General features: G+C 66.7%; 21 protein-coding genes, 1 tRNA gene and 4 pseudogenes. 12 read left to right on the plus strand and 14 right to left on the minus strand.

From position 1 onward, the window contains the following. Nucleotides 1-119: 119 nt before the first annotated feature. The 5 genes and pseudogenes from N7925_RS15705 to N7925_RS15725 all read right to left on the minus strand — a co-directional run. Entirely contained in the window at nt 120-431 is a 312-nt protein-coding gene (locus N7925_RS15705; protein WP_265600233.1) for an SCO5918 family protein, read from the minus strand. Between the two features lie 55 nt (nt 432-486). After that, entirely contained in the window at nt 487-900 is a 414-nt protein-coding gene (locus tag N7925_RS15710; RefSeq protein ID WP_274344195.1) for a CBS domain-containing protein, read from the minus strand. Nucleotides 901-946: 46 nt separating this feature from the next. Further along, the gene (locus tag N7925_RS15715; protein WP_265600235.1) at nt 947-2,464 is read right to left on the minus strand and encodes a DEAD/DEAH box helicase; all 1,518 of its coding nucleotides are present in this window, start codon (nt 2,462-2,464) and stop codon (nt 947-949) included. Nucleotides 2,465-2,789: 325 nt separating this feature from the next. After that, nucleotides 2,790-2,993 (minus strand): cold-shock protein, encoded by a 204-nt coding sequence (locus tag N7925_RS15720; protein ID WP_097933814.1) that lies wholly within the window; start codon nt 2,991-2,993, stop codon nt 2,790-2,792. A 652-nt stretch (nt 2,994-3,645) separates the two neighbouring features. Next, nucleotides 3,646-3,858 (minus strand): annotated as a pseudogene (locus N7925_RS15725) (MerR family transcriptional regulator); the annotation flags it as partial. Between the two features lie 490 nt (nt 3,859-4,348). On the opposite strand from N7925_RS15725, the gene N7925_RS15730 reads away from it, so the two are divergent. From N7925_RS15730 to N7925_RS15765, 8 genes and pseudogenes are all read left to right on the plus strand, one after another. Continuing rightward, entirely contained in the window at nt 4,349-4,498 is a 150-nt protein-coding gene (locus N7925_RS15730; RefSeq protein ID WP_274344196.1) for a hypothetical protein, read from the plus strand. Continuing rightward, nucleotides 4,495-4,707: a hypothetical protein gene (locus N7925_RS15735; RefSeq protein WP_274344197.1), complete on the plus strand. Its 213-nt coding sequence runs from the start codon at nt 4,495-4,497 to the stop codon at nt 4,705-4,707. The genes N7925_RS15730 and N7925_RS15735 overlap by 4 nt, the downstream gene beginning before the upstream one ends. Beyond that, nucleotides 4,704-5,012, plus strand: a complete 309-nt coding sequence (locus N7925_RS15740; protein WP_274344198.1) for a hypothetical protein — start codon at nt 4,704-4,706, stop codon at nt 5,010-5,012. Before N7925_RS15735 ends, N7925_RS15740 begins: the two co-directional genes overlap by 4 nt. After that, on the plus strand, nt 5,009-5,599 hold the full coding sequence (locus N7925_RS15745; protein WP_274344199.1) for a hypothetical protein: 591 nt from the start codon (nt 5,009-5,011) through the stop codon (nt 5,597-5,599). The genes N7925_RS15740 and N7925_RS15745 overlap by 4 nt, the downstream gene beginning before the upstream one ends. Further along, a complete protein-coding gene (locus tag N7925_RS15750) occupies nt 5,596-5,814 on the plus strand; it encodes a hypothetical protein (RefSeq protein ID WP_274344200.1) in 219 nt (72 codons plus the stop codon). Before N7925_RS15745 ends, N7925_RS15750 begins: the two co-directional genes overlap by 4 nt. Nucleotides 5,815-6,223: 409 nt before the next feature. Beyond that, the gene (locus tag N7925_RS15755) at nt 6,224-6,850 is read left to right on the plus strand and encodes a hypothetical protein (protein WP_274344201.1); all 627 of its coding nucleotides are present in this window, start codon (nt 6,224-6,226) and stop codon (nt 6,848-6,850) included. A 632-nt stretch (nt 6,851-7,482) separates the two neighbouring features. Beyond that, nucleotides 7,483-9,450: a DNA (cytosine-5-)-methyltransferase gene (dcm, locus tag N7925_RS15760; protein WP_274344202.1), complete on the plus strand. Its 1,968-nt coding sequence runs from the start codon at nt 7,483-7,485 to the stop codon at nt 9,448-9,450. A 91-nt stretch (nt 9,451-9,541) separates the two neighbouring features. After that, nucleotides 9,542-10,351, plus strand: a pseudogene (locus tag N7925_RS15765) (IS5 family transposase). A 198-nt stretch (nt 10,352-10,549) separates the two neighbouring features. Here the strand turns inward: N7925_RS15765 and N7925_RS15770 are convergent. The 6 genes and pseudogenes from N7925_RS15770 to N7925_RS15795 all read right to left on the minus strand — a co-directional run. Continuing rightward, nucleotides 10,550-12,559, minus strand: coding sequence for an AIPR family protein (locus N7925_RS15770; RefSeq protein ID WP_274344203.1), 2,010 nt, complete (start codon nt 12,557-12,559; stop codon nt 10,550-10,552). Continuing rightward, the gene (locus tag N7925_RS15775) at nt 12,552-13,562 is read right to left on the minus strand and encodes a PD-(D/E)XK motif protein (protein ID WP_274344204.1); all 1,011 of its coding nucleotides are present in this window, start codon (nt 13,560-13,562) and stop codon (nt 12,552-12,554) included. The genes N7925_RS15770 and N7925_RS15775 overlap by 8 nt, the downstream gene beginning before the upstream one ends. Beyond that, nucleotides 13,559-16,372, minus strand: coding sequence for a Z1 domain-containing protein (locus tag N7925_RS15780; RefSeq protein WP_274344205.1), 2,814 nt, complete (start codon nt 16,370-16,372; stop codon nt 13,559-13,561). The genes N7925_RS15775 and N7925_RS15780 overlap by 4 nt, the downstream gene beginning before the upstream one ends. A gap of 63 nt (nt 16,373-16,435) precedes the next feature. Next, a complete protein-coding gene (locus N7925_RS15785) occupies nt 16,436-17,905 on the minus strand; it encodes an ATP-binding protein (RefSeq protein ID WP_274344206.1) in 1,470 nt (489 codons plus the stop codon). A gap of 248 nt (nt 17,906-18,153) precedes the next feature. Further along, nucleotides 18,154-18,684: an NUDIX domain-containing protein gene (locus N7925_RS15790; RefSeq protein ID WP_274344207.1), complete on the minus strand. Its 531-nt coding sequence runs from the start codon at nt 18,682-18,684 to the stop codon at nt 18,154-18,156. 52 nt (nt 18,685-18,736) lie between these two features. Beyond that, a pseudogene (locus N7925_RS15795) lies at nt 18,737-19,459 on the minus strand (hypothetical protein); the annotation flags it as partial. A 110-nt stretch (nt 19,460-19,569) separates the two neighbouring features. On the opposite strand from N7925_RS15795, the gene N7925_RS15800 reads away from it, so the two are divergent. From N7925_RS15800 to N7925_RS15820, 4 genes and pseudogenes are all read left to right on the plus strand, one after another. After that, nucleotides 19,570-19,830 carry a hypothetical protein gene (locus tag N7925_RS15800; RefSeq protein WP_274344208.1) on the plus strand — a complete coding sequence of 87 codons (261 nt, stop codon included), beginning with the start codon at nt 19,570-19,572 and terminating at the stop codon, nt 19,828-19,830. A 169-nt stretch (nt 19,831-19,999) separates the two neighbouring features. Further along, nucleotides 20,000-20,262, plus strand: a pseudogene (locus tag N7925_RS15805) (hypothetical protein). A 419-nt stretch (nt 20,263-20,681) separates the two neighbouring features. Then, entirely contained in the window at nt 20,682-21,395 is a 714-nt protein-coding gene (locus N7925_RS15810; RefSeq protein ID WP_274344209.1) for a DUF3631 domain-containing protein, read from the plus strand. 436 nt (nt 21,396-21,831) lie between these two features. Further along, the gene (locus N7925_RS15820) at nt 21,832-23,220 is read left to right on the plus strand and encodes a tyrosine-type recombinase/integrase (RefSeq protein ID WP_274344210.1); all 1,389 of its coding nucleotides are present in this window, start codon (nt 21,832-21,834) and stop codon (nt 23,218-23,220) included. 43 nt (nt 23,221-23,263) lie between these two features. On the opposite strand, the gene N7925_RS15825 is transcribed toward N7925_RS15820, so the two are convergent. From N7925_RS15825 to N7925_RS15835, 3 genes are all read right to left on the minus strand, one after another. After that, nucleotides 23,264-23,340 (minus strand) — tRNA-Thr (locus N7925_RS15825). Between the two features lie 124 nt (nt 23,341-23,464). Next, nucleotides 23,465-24,994, minus strand: coding sequence for an alpha/beta hydrolase (locus N7925_RS15830; protein ID WP_274344211.1), 1,530 nt, complete (start codon nt 24,992-24,994; stop codon nt 23,465-23,467). 78 nt (nt 24,995-25,072) lie between these two features. Then, a complete protein-coding gene (locus N7925_RS15835) occupies nt 25,073-26,278 on the minus strand; it encodes a DNA polymerase III subunit delta' (protein ID WP_265600252.1) in 1,206 nt (401 codons plus the stop codon). Nucleotides 26,279-26,388 lie beyond the last annotated feature (110 nt).

Genomic DNA, 26,388 nt, shown 5'->3' on the forward strand with positions numbered 1-26,388 from the left:
CTGGAGGCAGCGGGGGTGGGAGGTCCTTGCGCACTCGGCCCGCCCGGGCGACTTTTCCGCCCGGATGCTCCGAACGGACCCTCACCACTGCTCGTCGGCGGCTCAGGCCTGCCCGTCGCTCAAGCGGCCACAGGAGCCCCGAGCATCGCGGAAGCCTGCTGCAACGGGTTGACCACCCGAGTGGGTGTGGGGGCGGGGGCCAGGTCGCGGCAGGTGAAGCCGAGGCGGGCCATGGCCCGCAGGACTTCTCCGGCGCTGAAGTCGCGGCGGTCCTGCCGTGTGATGACCTGTCCGACCTGCTTGACGGGGTAGGTGCGTCGGCCGATGATCACGGACTCGCCGGGAGCGTGCTCGGGCTTGATGCCCTTCATCGATTCCAGGACGCCGCTCCTGGTGAGGTCGAACGGGAAGCGGGCGATGACACAGCGCATGATGCCTCACAGGGAGAGGAACGAAGAGGAGTGGTTCTGCCGCAGATCGGACGGCTCAGCGGGCGAGGGCGAGGACGCCCAGGACACTGCCGTGTTCGTCGACCACGGGCACGGCATCGACGTCGCTGTAGCACATCATGTGCCCGGCTTCGGCCATGGTGGTCACGGGCGAGGTGAACGGCCCCCGGTCCCCTCGGTCGCCGAGGATGTCCCGCAGCCGGACCCTGTCCGAGTACGCGGAGCCGTCGCGAACTGCTGCGAGCTGGGCGTGGGTGACCAGTCCGGTACACCGGCCGCTGTCGTCACAGACGAGCAGATGCCCGGTACGGGCACTGGCCATGACGGCCAGGGCAACCTCGACGGTCATGTCATCACAGACCTGCGGCCCGGCGGTGTCCATGGCGTCGGCCACCGTCCTGCCCGCGGCAGTGGCGTTCGTCGAACGGGGCTGCATCTGGACCAGCGTCAAAAGGTGCCTCCGGCAGTGGTGGGTGAGTTTCCGGATCACGGAGTTCTCAGGCTGCGGCGTCGAAGGAGGACTGATGTGCGGTCACGCGCCGTGCCGCGGAGGCGGGGCTGCGCCGGCCGCGAGAGGATGCGCTGCGGCTGCGCTCACGCCGCGCGGCCACCGGCGCGGTGATCGTCACGGGAATACCGGAGGGTGCCTGGGCGCCGGTGATGCGGCCGAGTGCCTCTTCGCCGGATCGGACCTGGGTGGTCTGGGGCACGATGCCGGCGGCGGTCATGAGGCGGGTCATCTCGCGGCGCTGGTTGGGGGTGACCAGGGTGACGACGCTGCCGGACTCCCCTGCCCGGGCGGTTCGGCCGCCGCGGTGAAGGTAGTCCTTGTGGTCGGTCGGCGGGTCGACGTTGACGACGAGGTCGAGGTTGTCGACGTGGATGCCACGAGCCGCGACGTTCGTGGCCACGAGTACGGTGACGTGCCCGGTCTTGAACTGGGTCAGGGTCCGGGTGCGCTGGGACTGCGCCTTCCCGCCGTGCAGTGCGGCGGCCCTCACTCCGCTGGCCAGCAGGTGGTCGGTGAGCTTGTCCACGGCCCGCTTGGTGTCCAGGAACATGATCACCCGACCGTCGCGGGCCGCGATCTCGGTGGTCGTACGGTTCTTGTCCGCGCCGTGCACGTGGAGCACGTGGTGCTCCATCGTGGTGACCGCACCGGCGGAGGGGTCGACGGAGTGGACGACCGGGTCGCTGAGATAGCGGCGGACCAAGCGGTCGACGTTACGGTCCAGGGTGGCGGAGAACAGCATCCGCTGGCCCTCGGGGCGGACCTGGTCCAGAAGCGCGGTGACCTGGGGCATGAAGCCCATGTCGGCCATCTGGTCGGCCTCGTCGAGCACGGTGATCGCGACCTGGTCAAGTCGGCAGTCACCGCGGTCGATGAGGTCCTTGAGCCGGCCCGGCGTCGCCACGACGACCTCGGCACCACCGCGCAGTGCGTTGGCCTGCCTTCCGATCGACATGCCGCCGACGACGGTGGCCATGCGCAGCCTCACCGAGCGGGCGTAGGGGGCCAGGGCGTCGGTCACCTGCTGGGCCAGCTCACGCGTCGGCACGAGGACCAGGGCCAGCGGCTGACGGGGCTCGGCACGCTGACCGGCGGTGCGGGCCAACAGGGCCAGTCCGAAGGCGAGGGTCTTGCCCGAGCCGGTGCGCCCGCGTCCCAGGGCGTCGCGGCCCGCGAGGGTGTTGGGCAGGGTCGCCCCCTGGATCGGGAACGGAACGCTCACCCCCTGCGCGGTGAGCGCCGCCAGCAGCTGTGCAGGCATGTCGAGGTCGGCGAACGCCTCGACGGCGGGCAGCGCGGGAGTGACCGTGACCGGCAGGGCGAACTCGCCCTGGACCGCGGCGGGCCGCCGCCCATGGCCACCCGAGCGGCCCGAACCGCCGGAACGGGCCGGGGCAGCGGAACGGGTCGGGGCGGTCGAGTTGAAGCGGCTACCGCCCCGGCCGAAGTCGGCGGTACGACTGCGGGCACGGGAAGAGCGATTGTTCGTACGAGTGGGGTTCATTCAGAACCTTCCTTGATACGGCACGTATCAAGGAATTCCCGCAGCGGAAGAACAGCGCGGGGAATCACAAGAACGGGCCGAGCAGAATGGGGAATCACATAAAACCTGCGGATGATCCCGGATGGGGAGGCAGGCCATGGAACGGGCGACGCCATTGAGGCGAGGAATCCAGTCCCACCGGTAGGCGGGACTCGGAAAGAGTGGACTGCGAGAAAACTCTGCGGGGGCGGGCTTCACCGCAGGTGGCACCAGTCCGGGAGAATGCCCGGAGCTGGGGCCCGCACCCCGAAGGATGCGGGCCCCAGCTCCGAAGTGCGCGTCAGTGTCAGGCGGGAACGATGTTCTCGGCCGTCGGGCCCTTCTGGCCCGGTGCGATGTCGAAGGTGACTTTCTGGCCTTCGATCAGCTCACGAAAGCCCTGGGCGGCTATGTTCGAGAAGTGGGCGAACACGTCAGCGCCGCCACCGTCCTGCTCGATGAAGCCGAAACCCTTGGCTGCGTTGAACCACTTCACAGTGCCTGACGCCATGTCATATCTCCTTCGGGGCAGGTACGTCGGGATCCGTCGTGCACGGATTCCGCGTCGCCGCGATGATGCCCCGCCCGGAGAAAAACCGGATATACAATGAAGCTTCCTATGGTCGAAAATACCCACGGGGAAGCTTGAAGTTTTGGGAACCACAACTGCAACCGAGATCGACAGTAGCATGCCGTAATGGTCCGCGTACGGTGAAAGATTCGAGCCTCTTAGCTGCGGTAAAAAGGCTCCCGGCGCGGCGCATTGAACCCTCACATCGTGGCCATAGATATCGGCCGGCCCCGAGCGCAGCATTGCCGGAAGGGTGTTCACCCTTCACAGCGCGGGATGCCGACCGTTGGTCGGCGGCGAAGGGCTGGAGTTCACCGTAGTCCGAAGGGCACCTCACGAACGAGGCGGTACGCGTCCGGGAAGCTGCCTCTGACACCCCAGCCGAAGCCCTTCACCGCGTCGAAACCGCCCGCGGACGCCGCCCCGACCAGCCGACGGACATCCTGCGCGAAGAAGCATCGGCGCAACAGAGCACCCACACCGAAGGCGAGAGCAGCCTTTCGGGCGTGACAACCGCAGGGGAGATGGTCCTCGGCTCACTTCCGGCAGGTGTGTCCGGCACCTGCCGGCCTTCCACCGGACGCGCAGCGCTTCAGGCCGAGGTCGGCATGCCGGGCGGCTTGGTGTCTCGGTGGTGTTCGGCGTTGATCCGCTGGGCTTCCTCGAGTTGGTCCTCAAGGATCACGATGCGGCAGGCGGCCTCGATCGGGGTGCCGCCGTCGACGAGTTCGCGGGCGCGGGCGGCGATGCGGAGCTGGTAACGGGAGTAGCGGCGATGGCCGCCCGCGGAGCGCAGCGGCGTAATTCGTGGTCCGCTCCGTCGTCGCCCCCGCCGCCCTCATTGCCGACCAAGCCGAAACCACGGTCCTCGTCGCGGCCTACCAGTCACCCAAGATCCCCAAAAAGGCGCATTATACGCGCTTCGTAGCAGGGCGGAAATCGGTCTCGGGAGCAGCGTCCCCCGAACGGAGGAGGACGCCTGTTCCGCCCTCGCCAGGGCGACTACCACCGAAAGCAGAACGTCCTCGGCCGGTGGTTACGTCAAACGGTCCCGAGGTCTGGACCCAACTCCTGCGTCGAAGGAGCAAGACCATGGCGAAAACAGCAACAGGTGTTACTCCCGTCGGCGTCACCAAGCACCTAGCTTCTCTGCCTCCACAGCCCGAAGCCCTCAATCCCGAAGCAGGAATGCAGGCCCGTGTCGAGCAGGATTCCGCCCGCATCATGGCTGTCGTCAACGACCCACCACCGTGTTCGAGGTGCTCACCGCTACGCATGGCATCAAGGTGGTGGAGTTGACAGGTCCATTCGACGGCCTGTACGGGCACTACCTGCAGCTCAAGGACGGCACCCGTCTCCTCGCTGTCCCCGCCGGACAGGCTCCCGCCACCCGCCTGTGGGCCGCACGCGCCCTCCTCGCCCACCAAGGCGTGATGCCGGTATGACCTCCTCCGGCTCAGACAAGGCCACCACCACCGCCCCCACCACGTTCCTCGACCGGCTCGCCGCCGTCCTCCCCGGGGCGGTCGACGAGGCGATGCGGAAGTCCCTCCCGGACGTGTACACCCCGGAGAAGGCCAAGGAACTCGCGGACGACATCTTCCTCCGCCTCCGCCAGCTGTACACCGACAAGGCCACGGAGGTGACGCTGTGACCGTCTCCGCCACGAAGCCGTCCGCCGACCATCTGATGGACACCCCCCTGCCCCTGCTCATCAACGAGTTGGGCGTCACCCTCACCGACTCCCCGGCCATCGACCGGTCGTTCTTCGGTGCCGTCATCATCCAGCGCACGACGGGTGAGCTGCGGCTCACCATGCCGACCGGACGCAGCGAACTGGAGCACGACACTGGCGCCCGGTACCTGCTCGCCGAGGCGCTCGGAGTACCGATGCCTGGCATGCCCGCGCCGTTCGTCACGACCCGTATCCCCACCAAGCAGACCGAGGTGACGCTGTGACCGCCACGATCCCCCTCGACCTCGCCCTCACGGTCCGACGCGGAACCACCTCCCCCGGCAAGGCCGCCGACATACGCGACTTCAGTGCCGCCGACGGCACCGCCACCCTCGTCTACGACAGGCACCTCACCGATCCCGGCACCGCCGTCTGGCTCGCCCGCGCCTTGCTGCGCCGGCACGGGTACGCCGTCCGCGAGGTGATCCTCGACGGCATGGGGCCGGGCATCACCGCCCTGTTCCGGGAAGCGTCCCGGCTCCGCCTGGACGTCCACCTGGGCAGCGGCAAAGGTACTCCCAGGGTCGTCACCTACGACGACTGCCCGGCGGCATACCAGGTCCCGGCTGGCTGGGACCTGGCGAACGCCACCGACCGGCTGCCCGCCGCCCATGCGGCGGCCCGCCCCCACGTTGTCCGCGCCCTGCGCGCCATCGACGTAGAAAAGGAGAACAACGGCGGGCGTATCGACAAGGCGCTCGACGTGGCAGCCGGGATGATCCTGGAGACCGGGGACCCCGACCAGGTGTGGGACACGCTCACCCGTGTCCTCTGCGAGACCGGGTCCGAGCGGGCGGAAGTGTCGGCATGACGACCGCCGCCAACGCCGACGCCGCCCGCATCATCGCGCAACTCCGGGAAGGGCACGCCGGGATGAACGCGGCTGGGCTCGGCAGCCCCGCACTGGACGACTTCAGCAACCTGCTCATCGAAATGATCGCCGAGGCTCCCGACCCGAAGTTCCGTCTCCACGAAATCGCCGAGCTCCTCGCCCGAGAATGCGGCACGACTGCCAAGTCTGCCTGAGCGGCACCCCTTAGATGGCTCGGGGCTCAGCGACTCCACCGCTGGCCCTGGGCCAGGGGCTCGACCATTCACCAACAAGAAGTCAGACCTTGTGCAGGCCAGTAACCACCTCTGGGAGCACGGCGAGGCCGAGGGATGGTGGCACTGGAGCCGCCTTCGGGATTCGAACCCGAGACCTACGCATTACGAGAGCCTACAAGATCATGACGGGTGGTGCCGCGCGATGCCGCAGAGTCTCGTTTCCGCTGGTCAGGCGAGCGCAGCCACAAGTCGTGTGACGTTGGGTCCACACTGATGCCAACCTGTCCGCTCACGCATCGCTCACGCATCGCTCACGCAAGACACGCGAAGCGTGGCGGTTCTGAGCTAAAGAGCTCCAACGCCAGTGCCCTCCGGCATCATTGCGGGCATGATCCCTACCTTCGATGTTGAGATTGAACTCGACTACGAAATAGCCGAACTGCGTGATGACTTGACCGCAGAGGACGTGGCCAGCGGCTTCACGGAACACCACGGGTATGAGTGCGTTGGGCTGCCCAGTTGGGAAGACGTCGTGGCGTGCCTCAAGGATGAGGCGGAGATCCTCGCCCAGGCTGCAAAGTCAGGCGCGCAGGACGGCATCACAGAGATCCTGGATGCCATACAAGAAGCGGACGATGTGCACTACGCGGATCGCATGTCCGTGTTCCAGTTCAACGACGTCGGAGTGGGCGGACTGAGCCTGGCCCTCAGCGCGGCCCGAGCCGCGACCTTCTACTCCTGCTCTGGCAGCCACGACACCAGCCACCACGCAGATCACCCGCTGGTGGGCGTCGTCCCAGATGCTGAGCGGGCTCAGCTGCTCGCTGAGCTCACGGAGCGCGCAGGCTGCGGCATTGGGCAGGAGTGGGGTCGTTGGTACGTGTATGCCGCGTCTGTAACTGAAATGCACGCTCTTGCGCAGTTGATCTTGGCTCAGCGAGACGTCCTCGATGCCCTTCCGGAGCCGCAGTGGGCCCACGGACTTGTGGAGCAACTTGAGCTGATGCAGGACTAGCAACCAGAAGTTCCGGAACCTAATCACCACCATTAGCCGCTGCCCGCTGTCGGCACCACCCAGCACGCTCGACCCGCGGCCCCACCTACATCGAGTGCGTCCGGCGGCGGGAATGCACCCCACTGCCCCGCCGTGAGAGCTGTCGCGGACGCCCTCCGTGAACGCCACGCAGAGACGCGAAGCACTCTCAAAAGGTGCGGCACCATCATCTGTCGGCCCAAAGGGTTTCGGTTCCTTGTTCCCCTGCATCCTGTGCCGGACGCGTGTTCACGCAGTTCACCTCTGCTGCTAACGCTCGCCTTGGTGCACAAGCCATCGGTTTGGGATCCCAGGGTCCCCGTGTCCAGCCGGGCGATGCCTCCGTTGACGCAGGTGTCCGCCGGCCAAGCGTTGACCGGCAGGGGCCGAGATTCGGCGATCCTGTCGGTGCTAGGCCGTATGATCGATCACCTCAGGAAGTACCAGGACGCCGCAACAACCTCAGGAACTGAAACCTTCATAATGTTCCTGGGTCGCCTAGGGCGACCCACAGTTGGTCTTGTTCTTCCTGGTAGGGACTGGTTCCCTTGCCCGCGCCAGAGGTTCTGTGATCTCCTGGTGCTCGTTCTTCTCATCCCGTGGAGGTTTGTACTGTGACGCAGCAGTACTACGGCGTGCCTCTTGAGCGGAGTGACTGTCTGGAGCTCAAGCGTCACAGGAAGAGCTGCACGCCTGCGACGTTCGACAGGTGGCTGAAGAACTTCGGCAGCGACAAACGTCTCGCGCTCGACCTCTTCTCCGGCGCCGGCGGCTTGAGCCTCGGGCTCGAGAGGGCTGGTTGGACCGTCGCAGCTGCAGTCGACTTTGACGAGCGGGCCTTGGAAACGCACGCCGCAAACTTCCCGGGTATGAGCCTGCGTATGGATTTGGGCGATCCGGAAGAGCGCGACAAGCTCGTGGAGATGCTGAAGTCCGCCAAGATCGATTTGGTCGCCGGCGGGCCCCCCTGCCAGCCGTTCAGCAGAGCTGGACGAAGCAAGATCCGCAGCCTCGTGGAACATCACGGACGGGACCCGCATGACCGGCGCAAGGAGCTCTGGAGCGCCTACCTCGACGTCGTAAAGCGGGTCCAGCCTCGTGCGATCCTCATGGAGAACGTGCCCGACATGGGGCTCGGTGACGACTTCTTCGTGGTGCGCACGATCGAGCAGCAGCTTGAGGAGCTGGGCTACGCGACACAGGTCCGTCTCGTCGATGCATGGCGTTACGGAGTGCCGCAGCATCGGAAGCGTCTGATCCTCCTGGCCAGGAACGACGTAGAGAAATTCGAGTGGCGTAACGCGTTGACGTCTGAGCAGCGCACCACTCTGCAGGACGCCATCGGCGATCTGCCAGTTCTCCCTGTCGAGCCCAGGGAGCGCATCGGGCAGCGTGAGCTGCCGTACAGCAAGGTGCCCAAGCTTTCCTGGTTCGCAAAGGAAATGCGTAAGCGGGCACCGAAGGACCGCGTCTGGGACCACATGACCCGTCGGGTCCGTTCAGACGACTGGGAAATTTTCTCCGGGATGGACTCCAAGACGCTGTATTCGGACATCGCTCCGGAGCTGCAGCGCTACAAGGCGAACCACTTCACGGACAAGTACAAGAAGCTTGACTGGGCGGACCTCAGCAGGTCAATTACCGCCCATATCGCCAAAGACGGCTACTGGTACATCCACCCGGAGCAACACCGCACCCTGACCGTGAGGGAAGCCGCTCGAGTTCAGACCTTCCCCGACCGGTTCCGTTTTGCGGGTACACGTAGTGATGCTTTCCGCCAGATCGGCAACGCGGTGCCACCATTGCTCGGGCAGGCAGCAGCAGAGGCGCTGCTGCCCAGGGACGATGACCCCAAGGTTGAAGGCGAGCTCCAGCCGCACTGGCGCACGGTGCGCCGAGACTTGACCGCGTGGGCCGAGGCACAGACCAAGACTGATGCTTGGTATCAACTGCCGGGCGAGCAAGTGTCCACGTTGCACGCCGCGGTAGTGGCGCTGCTTTCCGGTACCAGGGTGCAGCCTGCCCAGCTTGAGAAGATGACCAAGATCGTCAAGGGGCGTAAGTCCCTGCCCCAGGCCGCGTTCCAGGCTCTCGCAGACGCAGCCCCCTCTGTCGCAGCGCGGGCTCGGATCGAGAGGCTGGCCGAGGTCGTGGACAAGCCGAGCGTCTGGGGGGCGCCAGAGGCGGTCCCCGAGCGCCTGAAGATGAAGCCTGCGGAGACGAACCTCTACCGGCTACTGATCGGCGAGGACCTTCTGCTGGTGGGACAAGGATCCCTGCGAGTCGCAGCTCGCCTGAGTGGCAGCACCTCAGATCGTACGAACAGGCTCAGTGACGGCCGGGTGAACCTGGTGAAGTTGGTTGGAGCCGGGGAGAAGGCTCCGCTGCGCATGGCAGCGCTACGGCTCCTCGGGAACACCACGTGCAGGTCGAAGCAGCCGTTGTGCAACGAGTGCCCGCTGCGCGAGTACTGCGTCGACAGAGACAGGGTCTCCGATGACCTATTCAGTGATGCGTTGAGCAGGACCCATGGCCGGGATGCGGTCCCAGGCCAGGCTTGCGAGACTGCGCCCACGGCGTAGCCGAAACGTCGAAAGGCTGCTCGGGCGGCATCGACCCGCGTCTCGCACTTTAGAGGTCATCTCATTTGGCGCACTTGGTAATCTGTGGGCCATGGTGGGGATCGTGGAGCGGCTGGTGCCGGACGAGTTGTGGGAGTTGTTCCAGCGGGTGGTGCCGGAGGCGCCGTCGCGGTCTCAGGGTGGTGGGCGGCGGCGGCACGGTGACCGGGAGGTGCTGGCCGTGATCGTGTTCGTGGCTACGTCGGGTTGTACCTGGCGGCAGGTGCCTTCGGCGTCGTTCGGGCCGTCGGGAGTGACAGCCCATCGGCGGTTCTCGGAGTGGTCGAAGGCCAGGGTGTGGGCCAAGCTTCACCGCCTGGTCCTCGACGAACTCGGTGCCCGTGGCGAGTTGGACTGGTCGCGGTGCGCGATCGACTCGGTGAACATGAGGGCCCTGCGCAGGGGGACCTGACAGGTCCGAATCCTGTCGACAGGGGCAAGTACGGCTCGAAGATCCACCTGATCACGGAACGGTCGGGTCTGCCCATATCCGTCGGGATCTCCGGTGCCAACCTGCACGACAGCCAGGCCCTGATCCCTCTCGTGAAGGGCATCCCACCGATCCGCTCACGCCGCGGACGGCGCCGGCGCAAGCCCGCCAAGCTCCATGCCGACAAGGGCTACGACTACGCCCATCTGCGGCGATGGCCTACGCGAGCGGGGCATCACGCACCGCATCGCCCGCAAGGGAGTCGAGTCCTCGCAACGGCTGGGCCGCCATCGCTGGACCGTAGAACGCACGATGGCCTGGCTCGCCGGCTGCCGCCGCCTCCACCGACGCTACGAACGCAAGGCCGATCACTTCCTCGCCTTCACCAGCATCGCCTGCACCCTCATCTACTACCGCAGACTCACCAAATGAGATGACTTCTTAGGACCTGGGCCTTGGCGCATCCCCGTGGCCTCGGCCGACTCGGTCTTGCGCCCGTACCGCGTGTTGTTCGCTTCGATCTTCGCCTTCACTATGCGCCGTGCCGCCCACGAAACACCATGGGCGCCACGGCCGTGTTAGATGCCCTCGCCGACGAAGAACGGCCACCCGGTACCGGTGGAGAGTCACCTACGGTCCTGGGGTGAATCCGAGGGAGAGGGCCTCGTTGCGAGCATGCAGGGCCTGACCCGCCTGCGGATCCGGGACCTCCTGTCCGAGTTCGAGACGCCTTCCGACGTACTGGGCCAGCTGCCGCTGAGCGGGTTCGAGGTTGCGAGTCTCCTTGGCCCACCGTTCGATCGCGTACCACTCGTCGGCAGGGACTGACATCACCTCATCCCAAGCGCCATCGTCGCCCTCGGCGCCGCCGGCGAGCGCCTCCTCGTCGAACGGGTGGTCGCGGAGTTCCAGCTGTAGTTCTTGCGGGACGGACCAACGAACTCGTGAGACCGCGTCCCAACAAGTGGACTTCTTGGCCCATTCGCCGACGTGATTGCCCTCGCGTGGATCGGTCACGACTGCCATGACCCGGGGGCATAGGTGGTCGATCGCGTCCTCTAGCGTCGGGGAGATCCGCTGTTCGCGCCAGATCCGGTCGAGGTCGATGCGCCTGTTTACGGCAAGGGACAGACGGGCCACGGTATAGGTCGTGATCATGCTCTTGTAACTACCAGCCTCGTGTGTCGACGCAATGCGGTCGACCGCCTTGAACAGGATGGCCATAGCAATCACACGCTGGCAGTACTGGACATCGACGCGCGGGGGTGCCTCGTCGACACGGACCATGAATGCGGCAAAGTTCTTTTGCGCTCCCCGGCTGACCTGAAACGGTAGGTGGTTCCAGGAGTTGACGTACTTCGCGAGGTCCGCCTTCGTGAACTTCTGCTTAGTAGGGTTGAGCTTCTTGAAGGTGCGCTGCTTCGCGGGGGTCCTAGCCTTGGCAACCTCGTCGGTGTACTGGCCACGAGCACGCTCGTAGAACCAGTGGGTCTCCTGACCGCTACCGTCCGTCGCTGGGGCCCAGAGCGACCGGGTAATCCGCTGGACGCCCACGTGGTACTCATGGTTCGAGCTGAAATCGACCAGCGTCACCCGGTTCTGGGTGTTCGAGTACTCAGAGATCATCGGGACGATGTCAGCGAGCCGTTCCGGAGCCACTTGCGTCAGCTTCATCTGGACCGAGACCTGAGACAGGTCCGCTTTGTCCCGGCTCTGCGCGTAGTGGAGCGAGGCCGTCGTCTGGCCGCCATTCACCACTTGGAGTCCGTGGACGCGGGATATGCCAGTCGGCTCTCCGCCTGGGCCATGCACGAAGTCGACTTCTGATGCCGTCGCCGTAATGCCGTTGTTGTATGCGAGGAACTTACCTGGCGCGTTCAGCAAGGTCTCTCTGATGCCCCGGTTCACCGATCCGCGCGCCTGGAGGAACGAGCGGACGTTGAGCTCAAGGAGTCGGGTTCCGTATTCCCCGTACAATGAGGCCAGCCTTTGGCCCGGGATGACAGCCAAGGCCACCGAGTGGTCCTGCTCGCTGCTGGGTGCGGAGACGCACGGCAGCGGAGGGTCGAAGGTGACCACGATGGGCTCGCTGATGCTGCCTGAGGTCGCGTGGCGATGCAGCCGCGCCAAGTCCCACACCTCGTGTGACAAGGGCAGGCCATCGAACTCCGTGGGTGGGACCACAGCGCCGGTGCTGACGCGGTTGCTGAGGAGGAAGAGGCGGATCCTCTGCACTTCGGTGAGGGCCTTCTCGACCGCCGCGCACATGTCATAGACGTCGAAGGACTCGTCGATGTGTTGCCGCAGCCCGCCTCGGCACCGTCCGACGAACGTCAGCAACCGTTTGAAGGCTGTCTCCGTCTGGCCCTTTGTGAGCTTGGACTCCGACGGCTCCAGAGTGAAGTCCGTGACGAACAAATCGAGGCACTCCCCCGACTCCCCGATGCCGTATCCGTGGACCAAGTGCCCGTGTGCCATGTGATATGCGGTGAAAGTGTTGGAGGCGATACCGGCCTGTTCCAGATCCTCAAAGACCCGCCGCGTGAATGCCTCCGGGGTGGTCGTCCTCTCGGCGTCAGCGGTCGCTTGGACATCCGCGACAAGGTCTCGGGAGTACTCGGACAGGTCGAGCTCAGGCATGGGGTCTCCTGATCATTTCGGTCACCTCGTCGGTCGTGGCACGGAACTGGCTCAGCCCGGAGGTGATCACGTGATAAGTGCAGTCACCGACACCCTCGGGGAGATCCGCTTCGACGATTCTCGGAAAGTCTCCCCGCACGTGCCAAAAGCGCAGGTCACGGAGGGTGTACCGGGGCTCGTCATACATGTCTCGCTGGCTGGCGAGGTAGCCGACCTGGACGAGTCGCCCGTCGAACCCAGCGCGTGCAACTGAACTAGTGAGCCGCTCACGTATGCGGTCCACCAGCCGGTTCAGGCTCTCGCCCGACCCGCCACGCCGTTCGTCAAGCATCGCCAGCGCAAGCAGCAGCGAAGGGGTACCGGTGTCGTCCAGCTGCCGCTCGCTCGCAATGCGGATACTGCGTGGGCGCTTTGCAGTGCTGGCCTTCACCTCGACGGCAACCCCAGGCAGCTGGAAGTCCTGATTGGCCCCACTCGGGCCGGTCCACGCCTCCACAGCATCCGCCGGATCGAGACACGGGAGGAAGTGCTCCCGCAAAACCAAGAGCTCGCCGACCAAGCCGCGCCGCGCCTCGGGGCCCAGTCCATCCCTGCTCACAGCGCGCAGGAGGTCCTGCCAGCGCTCAAACCGGGTCACAGCCGCGCTCAAGGCGGTCGCGGGCTCAGGCGCGTCTCTGACAGTGTCGGCGACGTCGGTGACGAGGGGATTGAACACCTCACGCAGGGCGTTCTCGGTCAGGACCACTTGGAGCTCGTATTCGAGCCGTGACACCGCACTCAGGTTCATCTCGAGTCCGGCAGCCCGCGGCAGGCGCCCCACCGATCGCACAATGTGGTCCGCGGAGCGAGCATCGGTCCTAAGGACCAGCATCCGCTGGTGGCCGGGGTGGGTCACGGACAGGAAGACATCAAGGGGGGCCTCGGGGTGCAAGCGGAGCCTGGATCGACCCGGCACGCTCTGCGGGGCTTCCAGGTCCCGCCACTCCGCCTCAGTGACGGTCACTCCCCGTCCTCCTCGTCGAGGCCGTTGTCCAGCCCCTCCTGCTTCCAGATGTTGTTGACCACGTACTCGGTGTCCGACTGGTACTCCGAGTGGGGGAAGCTCACCTTGAACCCCACTAGCGGAGGCTGGGCCGGACCGTCCGCAGACGCCGGGCGCTCAACCAGGTAAATCAGCAGCAATGCCTGATCGGGCCTACGGTGCCAGCGCAGGTGATCACCCGAGGGAGACTGCGGAACCTTCTCCTTCTTCTTGAGGGCTGCAGCTTTCCGGGTTGCCTCCAGAGCGGCCTCCACCTGGTCTTTGTCAAGGTCGAGGTACTCATCAGGAGGACTGAGCAGGCGACGGATCGTGTACCGTCCCTCAGCCTCGACATTGGGTTTGAGAGCCGACCGGGTCACGGGGCCGATCTCGTAACCGGCCACATGCTTGTGATCTGTTGACGCGGCCTTTCCGACCAGGCACACCGTCCAATTGGGAAGCTCGCCGAACGCCACGCATTGCTCGATGTACTTCGCGATGAACCGGGGGCGGACTCTCTGCGCCAGATCGTCGGTCTCGTAGCGGGAGAGGAAGTCGAGGATGGGCCCGACGGTCACGCCCCTCCACTCCACGTTGCCTCCCACGACCTCCTGCTGCTTGGTCTGTTCGGCTTTGCCGGCCTGCGCGGCCTTCGCGGCGCCGTCAAGCTGTCGAACGAAGTCATCAAGTGCCTTGAGATTCCGGTCGACAGTCCCCTTGGCGAGTTTGAAGAGCACCGTCTCGGGGCCTTCGCCGGAGTAGCTGAGAAGGACCTTCGTGCTCTGGCGCATCTTGCTGGGAGCCGTCACTGCCAGTCCGAGGGAGGAGGCGCGTACCTTCAGCCCGAAGTTCCGCGGCGTGAGGTTGAGCGCGGCCATCTCCTCGACTTCGCGGCGCAGTTCGTCGGTAGCTACGGTGACTTCTGCGTACTTCGCCTGGAGCACTGGAGTGGTGTAGAGACGGCAGACGTCTTCGTAGCCGGGGCGGTAGCCGAACCACCGGCCCATCTGGAGCAGCCCGTCGTACGTGGTGGACTCGCGGAGGTAGTAGCTGACGGTCAGCCCCTCAAGGGTGAGTCCTCGGGAGAGCTTCTGGCCGCCGATGGCAATGACCGAGAGCCCAGTCCTTCGGTGCTCGTAGTAGTCGAGCGCGTCGCGTGAGGTGCCGTTCACTGTCCTGACCGAGATTTTGCGCAGGGCAGGGAGGACTTGCGTGGACACTTCTTCCCAGCTCAGAGGCTCGACCTCGTCTACGGGAAACTCGTCCGTGGTGGGAACGAAGTCCTTCTCCCAGAGAGCTTCGAGCTCGGCCCACCGTCGGGGAGCAGCGCCATGGCGGTCACGAAGTGAGTCCAAGAGGAGGCTCAGGTGTTCGTCCACCTGGTCGCAGACGATCTTCTGGACGTCGGTGAAGCGCGTGACGTGCACCAGCATGGAGTTGTGCACCTTCGTCTGCCCTCGGGCTCTGCGAGCGGCGCATGCAAGCACGAAGGAGGCGAGCGCGTCTTGGAGAGACTGAGGTAGGTCGTCCGGCGGCTCGTAGCTCGACTTGTGCTTGGTCGGAACCCAGCGCTCGGCGTCGCATACATCCCGTACCAGTGGCAGAGGAGACACGTCCTCATCGTCCTCGTTGTCGACCTTGAGCCCGAAGACCCTCTCAGGGCCAAGGTAGTTGGACGGCGAGGGGAGACTTCGGATGAAGCTGTCGGGGAAGAGGTCGAGGCCGAGCTTCGTGTGTTTCGCGTCCGGATCGATATAGATGTTGGCGAACGGCGTAGCTGTGTATCCGACGTACGCAGACTTCTCGAAGCTCTTCATGAGAGCACGGATCGCCTCGTTGGTCTTGGTCGGATCCGCTTCGGGGTCGCGCTTGGTGTTGATGGAGGCGTTGTCCGCCTCATCGTCGATGATGAACAACGGAATGTCTCGGACGATCTTGTCGCCCTTTTCGTCCTCCGTGCCCTGAACTTCCGTCACCCATGTGCGCAGATACTCAAGGATTTTCCAGTGCTTCTTGACGACGAGAACCACTGGAAAGCGACCGAGCGGGAAGTTAACTGCATTCGCCGCCTGTCGACCGAAGTCGCCCTTCTCGGAGCTGTTGGTCGGCGAGGCAATGTCCAAGCGCGTTGCGCCGGGCATCCGACCAGCACCCATCAGACGGGACTTACCGTTCTGATTGGAGCGCTGCTGGTGCTGGGTGTCGAATCCCAGGAGGCCCTCATCGACACGCAGCTGGGTCTGACTTCGAAGGTCGTTGTGGATGCCGGCGAGGATCACCACAAACTGGTACCCCGCGTCGACCGCCTTGGCGGCCAGCCCGATGTACTGGCCGGTCTTGCCTGACTGAACCTGACCGATCACAAGCCCTGCACGACGCCAAGGGCCCTCACGGCGCGGGTCCTCTAGCTGGCTAAGAACGTCGTCAGTGCTCTGCTCCAACCGCCGCACGACGAGCGGGGGCAAGTTCCGGACGTCTTCGAGGTATCGCCGGTATCGCTCCCAAAAGTCCCACGCGCGGTCGTTCTTTGCTTCGGGCAGCCACGCTTCATGTCCCTGGTCGCTGGTCAGCCCAGACGAGCCCTCCTGGAACACCGCAGTTATGGCTTCGATCTCCTTGGCCAACCGATCCCGGTCGAGTGCCTCACCCTGCCCAGCCAGCATCGCGAAGATGATCGTCACCGCAGTCTGTACCTCTTCAGAGGAGGGCTGACGGTCCTGGGAGAACATCGCGAGAACCAACCGCCGCGCTTTGGCGAGAGATTCCTCGGATTCCTCAGGGGTGGGGCTCACAGTGGACCTCCGGCTGGACGGGATAGGTATCGGGAAGAGTAGGGGCGACCACTGACAACGAGCTCACGAGTTCCAGAAACCCTGCATCTGGTCGAAAGGGGGCATGGTTCGCAGGCGTTCCCGGGCAGCTGCCGGAGAGCGACCGTCAGTGACCATCGCTTCGTAGATCCTCTGTGCGACCTCCGAAGCCCCGTCATCGGCAGGTCCAGGACCACCGAAGGGTTCGGGGTCGTCACTGGTGTCGGTCTCGTGCATCACTCGAAGCGCGGTGATCGGCACCGTCTCCTCCAAGAGGCGGATCAGTGCACGCACATCGTCCGGGTTCCCGCCGCCGGGGCGCAGCGCCGCCTTGACGAGTGGGTGCCCACGATTGATCCGACACGTGACCGTGTCGTCAGAACGCTGTACCTTCCACGCGTATAGGAGTGGATCTCCATGGGTGCGCGCAGCGACCTGTCCGCGGTGCCGCAATACGTCCGAGGCCCGTCTCCGGGTCTGCATGGCGATGCGCCGGAGGTGAGGACGAAGCCCGACGGGCGGGACGACGCTGGACTTGCGGACGTCGACACCCCATTCGACGTCCATCTCCGCGGGGATGTCCACGGCGATTCGAGCCAGGTTGTACTTCTCCTCCCGGCGCACGCCGCGCTGTCCGAGCCAATCGCCCGCGAGGATCAGGCGATCCCGGCGGTAGACGTAGAAACCCTGCTGGTCAAGCCAACCCCGTGGTCCTCCAGCCTTGTCACATTCGGCCGACGTGAGCCGCTGTGCGCTGGGTAGCACGAACGCTTCCACGCGTACGGAGCCCCCGCCGAACGGAAGGTCCTCGACAGGGAGGCGCTGCACGGAGGGGTGGGTCGAGAGGAAGGGATCCCAGGGGTCGACCAAAGTGCCAGACACCCGCATGGTGCGGCGGCGGCTTCCTGTCAGGAACCGGGTAAAGACCATGCCTAGGTGTGACTCCACGCGCGTGGCCTCGGCGTAGAACTGCTTCTGCGTGCGTTCGTCATCCTCCGTGACGTCGTGATAACCGTTGAGTCGGCGCCACAGTACAACCGTGCCGTGGTTCGTGGTGCTGCGGATCTTGTCGAGCAGGGCGGTCGTCGACTTGTCCGCTCCACGCAGCAACCGCCATTGGCCGAACTTCTCGACGACGTCAAGGTCCCACGTACGTACATTCCACTCACCGTCTGTGGCCGTAGCGACGGTGAGCTGTCTGGCCTGGGAGAATGATGCGGACTTCAGGCCAACGCCGAAGCGGCCCAAGTCCGATGCGCTGCGTTGTGCCGCCGGGCCGCGCGCTGCAACGGTCATGGCGGTCACGAGATCGTCTGCGGTCATCCCTTCGCCGTTGTCGATGACCGCGATCCACGAGTCCGGGCCAGCCCAGGTGAATTCGACGTCGATAGTGGACGCCTTGGCGGAGATGCTGTTGTCCACGAGGTCGGCTATGGCAGCCGGCAGAGAGTAGCCGAGGGAACTTAGCGAGGCGACCATGCCTGCTGGTTCCGGGGCCGCGATGTCGTACGTCATGCCCAGTTCCAGCCCTGCTTCTCTGTTCTGGCTACTTGTCTGACTACAGATGCCCTGGAGATAGTGCAGAACCAACCGGGTGAGCGTCTAGGGCAGATCGTAGTTCAGCTCTAGGACCAAGGTCCTGCAGTTCGCCGGGCCCGTACCGTCAGCCAGGCTCCGAACAGGATGATCTCTGTCTTCGGCGCGCGATTTGGTTGGACTTCGGGCTGGCCCAGGACGTACGCCTGCAAGAGCTCTTGAAGCTACTACCAGCCGTCGAGGGTGACTTGCGGCCCTGCCACGAGGTACCGATGGAGGGCAGTGGCGGTATTGTCCACGAACTTTTCCGGGATGGCGTTGGCATCTACCCAGCACACCTGGGCGTGCTTCCGCGGCTCCCGATTCTCGGGTTCACCGGTCCATTCGTCGGCAGTGAAAACGACAGTGAGGAACCCGTTGGGTGCCTCGACACCCCACGCACTGTGGATGATGTGCGCGACCTTGAGCGACTCCGGCTTCACCACCAGGCCCGTCTCCTCGTACAGCTCCCGCACAGCCGTCTCCGTGATCGGCTCGCCCGGTTCGTTCTTGCCGACGGGGAGGTCCCACATGCCCTGGGCGAACTTGGCGGTCTCGCTGCGCTGGAGGAGGACGACGCGGTTGGTGGCCTTGTCGTGGACGATGACGGCGGCGACCAGCAGGGTCATGGATTCGAGGGCGGGCTTGAGGGCTTGGGGGTGGTCATCGGTGTGGGGCTGGGCCACGGGATTCCCCCCGTCGGGGTGGTAGTTGGGCATGTTAGGCGAGTGCTTCGCGGGCTCGGCGGGCGAGTTCGGTGGCGCCGGAGACCTAGCGGCGTTGGTAGACGGCGAGAGTGGAGCGCAGGGAGGTGATGGCCTTGCGGGTGCGGTCGGAGGTCATGCCTTCCATGAGGGTGAGGGCCTGGGACCAGGCGGCTACCGCTTCGTCTGCGCGGGCCTGGGCGGCGAGGCTGTCGCCGAGGTCGGCGTGGGTGAGGGCGTGGACGCGTTTGTACTTCACCGGGTCCCAGCGGGTGAGGGCGTCGCGGTGTTGTTGTTCGGTGCCGGTGTGGTCGGCGAGGTCGGTGAGGGTGCGGGCCGTGTGGCTGGCGACGGTGCCGGCGGCCGGGCCGCTGACGCGGGAGTAGCTGGGTTGGGGGCCGTCCTCGCGGAGCAGGGCGTCCTCGGCAGCGAGGAGGGCTCGGGCGGCGGCAGGTCTCTCGCCGGTGGCCGCGTACGCGCGGGCGTGGGCGATGTGGAGGAGGGCTTCGGTCTGGCCGTCGACGTGGCCGAGGCCGGTGGTCAGGGCGCCTTCGGTGAGGGCGATGCAGTGGTGGGGCTGTTTGAGGCTGAGGGCCTAGTGGGCGAGGGCGCGCATCATCCAGGCGGCGTGGCCGTGCGGGTCGGCTTCGCAGGCGAGTTGGTAGCCGACCTGGTAGTAGCGCTGGGCGGCGCCTTCGTGGCCGAGGTCGTGGTGTTTCCAGCCTGCCAGGTAGGCGAGTTCGGCGACCGCGCCGAAGGCGGACGCGCGTATCGCTTCGGAGGGGAAGCGGGCGCACCCTCGCTAGCACCCCACACCCGCCCTGAGCTGCGACCTAGCGTCTAGCAGCCCACCTGCGGAAACACCCGGAAACCCGCCTGACGAAGGGATGTGAGCCCCTCGTGGCACTCGCTAGCCTCCTCATCCTCCTCACCGCAGTCGGTTACGCAGTGTTGTGCGCGGTGAAGCCGTTCGCCCCGTGCCGGAAGTGCTCCGGCATCGGCATCCGCACCCGCCGCCGCACCGTGACCGTCTGCCGCCGCTGCCACGGCAACCGCGCCCGACTCCGCATCGGGCGACGGCTGCTGAACAACAGCCGCAGCATCCACGCGGCCGGCACCCGACCCCACGCCACCGACCGGAAGGCCACCCCGTGGCAGTGACCCTCTCCCTCGTCGCCCTCTTCGGACTCGTCCTGTTCTTCCTGCTGCGCTCCGGCAGCCTCACCCCCGGCGGCGCGTTCACCGCCGCCGGGTTCGGGTTCTTTCTCACCCATCAACCAGATGGCCACCGCCCTCATCGACGCCCTCCCCAACTCCTGAGGAGCACCCCGTGCGACTGCGCATCCAGCTCACCGGCTGGGACCGCCGGACCCTGATCCTGACCGACACCCCCCGCCCCGACTGCCCGCTCTGCGACGGGCACGGCGGGTTCGCCTACGACTACGGCGACCACAAGGGGAGTACGCCGGCACCGAGTGGGACCCCTGCACCTGCTGGGACGAAACCCGCCGCTGGACCCTGCTCTCTCTGCCCCGCATGCCCCGCCGACGCCAGGCCGACCGCGACCCGTGGAGCAACGAACCGCCCTTCTGACACGGCCAAGGGCGGCCCCCGCGTCTCGCCAAAGAACCGGGGCCGCCCTCGTCTGCCAGCACTTCTCACAGAACTGGAGACACCAGCATGACCCAACCCACCCCCATCCGGCGAGTGCCGGACGGGACCTTGAGAGGCGGCGGTTGCCCCGCGTGCCGGGCTCGGCGGGGCAGGGGGCGGGGCGGCCGGTGATGTGTTCGTGCCGGTCGCCTACGCCGAGAACGACCCCTACGCCGCGAAGGTGTTCGCCGCCCACCACCCCGGGGTGCCGAACCTCGGAGACATCACCCGCGCATCCCGCGCAAGGAACAGCTCCGCATCCTCGGCAACGGCGTCATCCCCCGCCAGGCCCACCACGCCTACGGACAACTCCTCGGAGCCACCCCCGCCGCCTGGACCAACCCCCGGGCGGTGGCCGCATGAACACCCACCTCCTCAACGCCGCCCTGAACGCGGCCGAACGCGGCTGGCACGTCTTCCCCCTGCGGCCGGCCGACAAGCGGCCCGCCCTCCACGGTGAAGTCGCCTGCCCGGGAACCGGTGTCTGCGTGGCCGGTCACCGGAAGTGGGAGCAGCGGGCCACCAACGACCCCGACCGCATCCGCAAGGCGTGGTCGGCCGGCGCGTTCATCGTCGGCCTGGCCGCGCCGCTGTTGTCCGTCGCGGACGCGGCCGGGGGCGGCTGGCCCGAACGCGCCCGCACCGCCTGCGTGGAGCTGGTCAACGCCGCCCGCGCCGACGACAAAGGGTCCCTCGGTATCCGGCTACTCACGGACCTGCGGGACCACGTGATGGCAGGCATCGACCGGATGCCGACAGTCGCGATCCTGGACCGGCTGTGCGCCCTGGACGAAGCACCGTGGGCCGACATGAGCGGCCGGCCGCTCGACTCCCGGGGCCTGGCCAAGATGCTCGGGGAGTACATGACCGAGGACAACACCCCGGTCAAGGCCCGCAACATCAAGACCGCCGGAACGGTCCTCAAGGGCTACTACGCCGCCGATCTCCACGACGCCTGGCAGCGGTACTGCCCCCCACCCCCCTCAGGAGCCGCTACCTCCGCTACCTCCGCTACCGCGCAGGTCAGCGACCCGGAAACGGTAGCGGCAACCCTCTTCCCCTCCGCTACCTGAGCGCTACCCGCTACCGGCCCCACCACGGGGCGGGGCCGGTAGCGGCACCCATCCGCTACCGCTACCCCATCCGCTACCACAAACAAGCCCCTGACCAGGGCGGTAGCGGAGGTAGCGGACCTGACAGGAAGGGGGCAGCGCCCCCAGCATCGCCACCGAGGAGGCATGTTCCGTTGAGCACCGCGACGCGAGTCATCGAGCCCCTTCTCTACACCCCCGAGGAAGCCGCCGAAGCCCTCCGACTCGGCCGGTCCACCGTCTACGAGCTGATGGCCGATGGTGTACGTCAAACAGGGTCGCTGCCGCCGCATCAAGGTCGCCGTCCTGAAGGCGTTCGTCGCAGGGATGCCGTCGGAGACCACCACCCACTGACCACAACGCCGAAGCGTGGACCGGAGAGCGTCTCCGGTCCACGCTTCGGCGTGCAAGGAGCACGATGAGCCCCCGCAAAGCCAACCTCGAATCGTCCATCTATCTCGGCAACGACGGCTGGTGGCACGGTCGCGTCACCATGGGCACCAAGAACGACGGCAGCCCCGACCGCCGCCATCGACGCGCCAAGACCGAGACTGAGATCAAGCGCAAGGTCCGGGAACTGGAGAAGCTGCGTGACGAAGGCCGCGCCCCCGTCGCCGGGCGCAAGCCCACCGTCGAGCAGTGGATGACGACCTACCTGACCACGATCGCGAGCCTGAAGCTCAAGCCCCGCTCGCTGGACGACTACTGGTCCAAGACCCGCAACGACATCATCCCCGGGCTCGGACAGCACCGGATCGACAAGCTCCAGCCCGAGCACCTGGAACGCTGCTACGCCGACATGCTCCACGCCGGCCACGCCCCGTCCCACGTCCTCAAGGTGCACCGCATCCTCTCCCGCGCCCTGAAGATCGCCCACCGCCGCCGGATGATCGTGGAGAACGTCGCCACCCTCGTCGACCCGCCCACCGTCGATGAGACCGAAGCGAACCCGTTCACCATGGAAGAGGCAAAAGCCTTCCTGCTCGCCGCGGCTAAGCGGCCCACGTTCATGCGCTGGCTCATCGGCATCGGCATGGGCTTCCGCCAGGGCGAGAGCCTGGGTCTCCGGTGGAAGTACGTCGACCTGGAAGCCGAGCTGTCCCACCCGCAGTGGCAGCTCCAGCGCCTCACCTGGCGGCACGGCTGCACCGACCCGCATCTCTGCGGCGAGCGCCTTCACCATCTCGATCCCTGCCCGACCGGCTGTACCCGGCACAAGGGGTACAAGCGCGGTTGCCCGAAGCCATGCCCGAAAGGCTGCGTGCGCCACGCCAGCACCTGCCCGGACCGGAAGGGTGGCGGGCTCGCCTTCACCCGGCCCAAGACCAAGAAGAGCCGCAACGCCGTCCCCATCCCCGCCCCCTTCATCCCCTATCTCCAAGAACACAAGGAGCAGCAGACAGTCCAACGGGCGACGGCCGGGGAGGAGTGGCAGGAGTTCGACGCGGTGTTCACGCGCCCGGACGGCCGGCCGATTGATCCCCGGTCGGACTGGGAGGGGTTCAAGGAGCTGCTTGAAGAGGCAGGGATCAGCGATCGGCGGCTCTACGACGGCAGCCGCCACACCGCCGGCACGATCCTCAACGAACTGGGGGTGGACATGCCGACCATCATGGAGATCCTCCGTCACACCCAGATCAGCCAGACCCGCCGCTACGTGAAGGGCCGCTCAGCACTGTCCAAGGACGCCATGCTCCGGATGGGAAACGCCTTCGCGCCGGAGCAGCCGGCAGGACCGTCTGAGACCAGAAGTGAGACCCCCGGCACCCGCACGGAGCGCTCACGGCGTCGCCGCCGCATCCGCTGAACCAAAGAAGCCCAGCTCAGAAGGATCTGAGCTGGGCTTCGGATGGAGCCGCCTTCGGGATTCGAACCCGAGACCTACGCATTACGAGTGCGTTGCTCTGGCCAACTGAGCTAAGGCGGCGCGCCCTGTCGCACTATGGTGCGATCAGCAGCGGAGCCAAGTCTACACAGTTTCCCGGGGTGCTCCGCACACAGCATCCCCGGAGGCCTTCGCGCTGGTCAGGGCAGGTCGGAGGGGCAGGGGGTCAGGTGCACTTCTTGCCGTCGGTGGGCGGGGTGCCCTCCAGGAGGTACGTGTTGATCGCCGTGTCGATGCAGTCGCTGCCCCGGCCGTACGCGGTGTGGCCGTCGCCCTCGTAGGTGAGCAGGGTGCCGGAGGAGAGCTGCTCGGCGAGGGCCTCGGACCACTTGTACGGGGTGGCCGGGTCGCGGGTGGTGCCGACGACCACGATCGGGTCGGCGCCCTTCGCCTCGGTGCGGTGCGGGGTGCCCGTGGCATCGGTGGGCCAGTAGGCGCAGTTCAGGGAGGCCCAGGCGAAGCCGCGACCGAAGACCGGGGAGGCCTTCTCGAAGTCCGGGACCGCCTTTTCGACCGCGTCGGGGCCGTTGAAGGCGGGCGGCAGGTCGAGGCAGTTCACGGCGGCGTTGGCGAACATCAGGTTCGCGTACTTCCCGTTCGGCTCGCGCTCGTAGTAGCTGTCGGCCAAGGACAGGAGGCCGGAGCCATCGCTGCGCTGCGCGCCCGCCAGCGCCTCGCGGAGCTGTGGCCAGGCCGCCTCGTCGTACATGGCGGCGATCACCCCGGTGGTGGCCAGGGACTCGCCCAGCTTGCGGTCGTCGCCGGACGGGATCGGCTTGGCGTCCAGGTCCTTGAAGAGCTGCTTCAGCGCGGTCGCCGCGTCGGCGGTGGACGTGGTGCCGAGCGGGCAGTCCGGCTGCTCGACGCAGTCGGCGGCGAAAGACTGGAAGGCCCCCTCGAAGCCCGCCGTCTGGTCGCGGTTCATGTCGATGGCCTGCAAGGAGGGGTCCATCGCCCCGTCCAGGACGAGGCGGCCGGCCCGCTCCGGGAAGAGGTCCGCGTAGGTGGCGCCCAGGAAGGTCCCGTACGACGCTCCGACGTAGCTCAGCTTCTCGTCGCCGAGCAGGGCCCGCAGGACGTCCATGTCACGGGCCGTGTCGACGGTGGAGACGTACGGGAGGATCTCGCCGCTCCGCTTCTCGCAGCCCGCCGCGAACTTCTCGAAGGACGCGCTCAGCTTCTTGACCTCCGCCTCGTCATCGGGCGTCTGGTCGACCTGGGTGTAGGCGTCCATCTCCGGTCCCGTGAGGCACTCGACGGGCTCGCTGCGGGCCACGCCGCGCGGGTCGATCGCGACCATGTCGTAGCGGGCCCTCACCTGGGCCGGATAGCCGAGTGCCGCGTACCCCTGGAGATAGCCGATCGCCGAGCCGCCGGGGCCGCCCGGATTCACCAGGAGGGAGCCGATCCGCTTGCCCGGGCCTGAGGCCTTCTTGCGGGAGACGGCGAGGTCGATGTCGCCGTCATCCGGCTTGTCGTAGTCCCTCGGCGCCTTCATCGTCGCGCACTCGAACCCCTCCACCCCGCAGTCACGCCAGCCCAGCTTCTGCGCGTAGTACGACGACAGCCCCTCGGGGGCCGCGGTGCCGGTGGCCGAAGCGCTCGGCGACGAGCCGCTGCCACTGCAGCCGGAGATGAAGAGGCCGGCAGTGCCGATCCCGATGGCGAAGGTGCGGAGCAGCCGACTGGTATCCATTCAGGGAGCGTATCCGCCGGGTGACGAGTCGTCCGATTCCCTGCTCATTCGGGTGAACAGGGACCGTCGTGAAGGCCTTCAGCCCGCCCGCAGCGCCATCGTCATCGCCTCCACCGCGAGCAGCGGCGCCACGTTGCGGTCCATCGCCTCGCGGCAGGCGATCACCGACTCGATCCTGCGCAGGGTCTGCGCCGGCGTCGAGGACTCCGCGATCCGGTCGAGGGAGTCCTGCACATCGACGTTGGCGATCGCCAGCTTCGAACCGAGCTGGAGCGCCAGCACATCGCGGTAGAACCCGGTGAGCTCGGTCAGCGCCAGATCGAGGCTGTCCCGCTGCGTACGCGTCTTGCGGCGCTTCTGCTTGTCCTCCAGCTCCTTCATCGCCCCCGCCGTACCGCGCGGCATCCGGCCCCCGGCCACCCCGCCGAGCGCCGCCTTGAGGTCCTCGGTCTCCTTGACGTCGACCTCCTCCGCCATCTGCTTGGCGTCGTCGGTGGCCGTGTCGATCAGCTCCTGGGCCGCCTTGAGGCAGCCGCCGACATCGGCGACCCGCAGCGGAACCTTCAGCACCGCCGCCCGTCGCGCCCGCGCCCGCTCGTCCGTCGCGAGACGGCGGGCCCGGCCGATGTGCCCCTGGGTGGCGCGCGCCGCGGAGTGCGCCCGCTCGGGGTCGACGCCGTCGCGGCGGATCAGGACGTCGGCCACCGCCTCCACCGGCGGGGTGCTCAGGGTGAGGTGCCGGCAGCGGGAACGGATCGTGGGCAGGACGTCTTCGAGCGAGGGGGCGCAGAGCATCCAGACCGTGCGCGGCGCGGGCTCCTCGACGGCCTTCAGCAGGACGTTGCCCGCGCCCTCGGTGAGGCGGTCGGCGTCCTCCATCACGATGACCTGCCACCGGCCGACCGCCGGCGAGAGCTGGGCGCGCCGGACCAGGTCGCGGGTCTCCTTCACGCCGATGGAGAGGAGATCCGTACGGATGACCTGGACGTCCGCGTGCGTCCCGATCAGGCTGGTGTGGCAGCCGTCGCAGAACCCGCAGCCGGGGGCACCGCCCAGCGCCCGGTCCGGGCTCGTGCACTGGAGAGCGGCGGCGAAGGCGCGTGCCACCGTGGACCGGCCGGAGCCGGGCGGTCCGGTGAACAGCCAGGCGTGCGTCATCTTCGAGCCCTGGTCCAGCGGTTTGCCGTCGGACACGGCGGTGACCAGGGCGTCGGCGTCCTTGGCGGCGGCGGCGAGCTGTTCCTGCACGCGGGTCTGTCCGACCAGGTCGTCCCATACGGTCATGGGTCACCGCCCTTCCGGTGGTGTCGTGCCGTGCTGTGGTGCGGCGGAGGCGTGGAGCGTTCAGCGTCGTCCTGCGGGCGGGGGCGCGGCGCGCTGTCCGTCTCGTCGCT

It is taken from the genome of Streptomyces sp. CA-278952 (genome assembly GCF_028747205.1).
Lineage (GTDB): Bacteria > Actinomycetota > Actinomycetes > Streptomycetales > Streptomycetaceae > Streptomyces.

Excerpts from the sequence above, each read along its gene's own strand:
- N7925_RS15770 (WP_274344203.1), bottom strand. The coding sequence starts at position 12,559 with ATGCCTGAGCTCGACCTGTCCGAGTACTCCCGAGACCTTGTCGCGGAT.
- N7925_RS15810 (WP_274344209.1), top strand. The coding sequence starts at position 20,682 with ATGAACACCCACCTCCTCAACGCCGCCCTGAACGCGGCCGAACGCGGC.
- N7925_RS15835 (WP_265600252.1), bottom strand. The coding sequence starts at position 26,278 with ATGACCGTATGGGACGACCTGGTCGGACAGACCCGCGTGCAGGAACAG.
- N7925_RS15705 (WP_265600233.1), bottom strand. The coding sequence starts at position 431 with ATGCGCTGTGTCATCGCCCGCTTCCCGTTCGACCTCACCAGGAGCGGC.
- N7925_RS15785 (WP_274344206.1), bottom strand. The coding sequence starts at position 17,905 with ATGACGTACGACATCGCGGCCCCGGAACCAGCAGGCATGGTCGCCTCG.
- N7925_RS15735 (WP_274344197.1), top strand. The coding sequence starts at position 4,495 with ATGACCTCCTCCGGCTCAGACAAGGCCACCACCACCGCCCCCACCACG.
- N7925_RS15720 (WP_097933814.1), bottom strand. The coding sequence starts at position 2,993 with ATGGCGTCAGGCACTGTGAAGTGGTTCAACGCAGCCAAGGGTTTCGGC.
- N7925_RS15715 (WP_265600235.1), bottom strand. The coding sequence starts at position 2,464 with ATGAACCCCACTCGTACGAACAATCGCTCTTCCCGTGCCCGCAGTCGT.
- N7925_RS15820 (WP_274344210.1), top strand. The coding sequence starts at position 21,832 with ATGAGCCCCCGCAAAGCCAACCTCGAATCGTCCATCTATCTCGGCAAC.
- N7925_RS15750 (WP_274344200.1), top strand. The coding sequence starts at position 5,596 with ATGACGACCGCCGCCAACGCCGACGCCGCCCGCATCATCGCGCAACTC.
- N7925_RS15790 (WP_274344207.1), bottom strand. The coding sequence starts at position 18,684 with ATGCCCAACTACCACCCCGACGGGGGGAATCCCGTGGCCCAGCCCCAC.
- N7925_RS15830 (WP_274344211.1), bottom strand. The coding sequence starts at position 24,994 with ATGGATACCAGTCGGCTGCTCCGCACCTTCGCCATCGGGATCGGCACT.
- N7925_RS15755 (WP_274344201.1), top strand. The coding sequence starts at position 6,224 with ATGATCCCTACCTTCGATGTTGAGATTGAACTCGACTACGAAATAGCC.